Below are 1,539 nucleotides of genomic sequence, written 5' to 3'. Positions count from 1 at the left end.
TGTTGATGGCGACGATGACCTTGCTGTCCTTCATGCCGGCGAGATGCTGGATGGCGCCGGAGATGCCGAGGGCGATGTAGAGGTCCGGGGCGACGATCTTGCCGGTCTGTCCGACCTGCCAGTCGTTGGGGGCATAGCCGGCATCGACGGCGGCGCGCGAGGCGCCCACCGCCGCGCCCAGCGCATCGGCCAGCGGCAGCACCACTTCGCTGAACTTCTCCGCCGAACCCAGCGCGCGGCCGCCCGAGACGATGATCTTCGCCGAGGTCAGCTCCGGACGGTCCGATTTGGCCACGCTGGCGCCCTCGAACACCGAAAGCCCGGCATCCGTGCCCGCCGCAACCGCTTCCACCGGCGCGGCGCCGCCGGCCGGAGCCGCCGCGAACGCCGAGGTGCGCACGGTGACCACCACCGTGGCATCGGTGGCCTGCACCGTTTCGATGGCATTGCCGGCATAGATGGGACGTTCAAAGGTATCCGCCGACACCACCTTCGTGATGTCGGAAACCTGCATCACGTCCAGCAGCGCGGCAATGCGCGGCGCCACGTTCTTGCCCGCGGTGGTGGCCGCGGTCACGATGGCGCTGTAGGAGCCGGCGAGGCCGGCGACCAGATCGGCCAGCGGCTCGGCCAGCCCGTGGGCATAGGGCGGGGCATCGGCCACCAGCACCTTTTCCACCCCGCTGAGCGTGGCGGCCGTGGCCGCCGCGGCGGCAACGCCCGCACCGGCCACCAGCACATGCACCGGCCCGCCAAGGGCGAGGGCGGCGGAAAGCGCGCGGGCGGTGGTGTCCTTCAGGCCGGCTTCGTCGGCATCGGCAATCAGCAGCGTGGTCATCACAGCACCCCGGCTTCGGTCTTCAGCTTGGCGACGAGTTCGGCGACATCCTTCACCTTCACGCCCGCCTTGCGCGCCGCCGGCTCTTTCACCGACAGCACCTTCAGCCGCGGCGTCACGTCCACGCCGAGTTCGGCGGCGCTCGTCTCCGCCAGCGGCTTCTTCTTGGCCTTCATGATGTTGGGCAGCGAGGCATAGCGCGGCTCGTTGAGGCGCAGGTCGGTGGTGACGATGGCCGGCAGCGCCAGCGACACCGTCTCCAGGCCGCCGTCGACCTCGCGGGTGACTTCCACGCGCTCGGCGCCGACTTCAACCCTGGAGGCGAAGGTGCCCTGCGGGCGGCCGGTGAGGGCGGCCAGCATCTGGCCGGTCTGGTTCATGTCGCCGTCGATGGCCTGCTTGCCGAGGATGATGAGGCCCGGCTGTTCCTTGTCGGCCACGGCCTTGATGAGCTTGGCGACCGCCAGAGGCTCCACCGCGCCGTCGACCTTGACGAGGATACCGCGGTCGGCACCCATGGCCAGCGCGGTGCGGATGGTCTCAGCCGCCTTGTCCGGGCCGATGGAGAGGATCACGACCTCGCTCGCCTTGCCGGCCTCCTTCAGGCGAAGCGCCTCCTCGACGGCGATTTCGCAGAAGGGGTTCATCGACATCTTGACGTTGGCGAGGTCAACGCCGGTGCCGTCGGCTTTCACGCGAAC

Annotated in this window: 2 protein-coding genes; both read right to left on the bottom strand. The window is 69.6% G+C overall.

What is annotated here, in order from left to right; genetic code table 11:
* Positions 1-838 (bottom strand): FAD-binding protein (locus V7067_RS17825; protein ID WP_334177219.1); only part of this gene is annotated, 838 nt, incomplete at its 3' end.
* Positions 838-1,539 (bottom strand): electron transfer flavoprotein subunit beta/FixA family protein (locus tag V7067_RS17820; protein WP_334177218.1); only part of this gene is annotated, 702 nt, incomplete at its 5' end. The genes V7067_RS17825 and V7067_RS17820, both read right to left, overlap by 1 nt.

The sequence above is a fragment of the Pseudoxanthobacter sp. genome (assembly GCF_036822375.1).
GTDB lineage: Bacteria > Pseudomonadota > Alphaproteobacteria > Rhizobiales > Segnochrobactraceae > Pseudoxanthobacter.
Note: the sequence above shows the minus strand (reverse complement) of the source record. Positions and strands in the feature narration are given on the sequence as shown.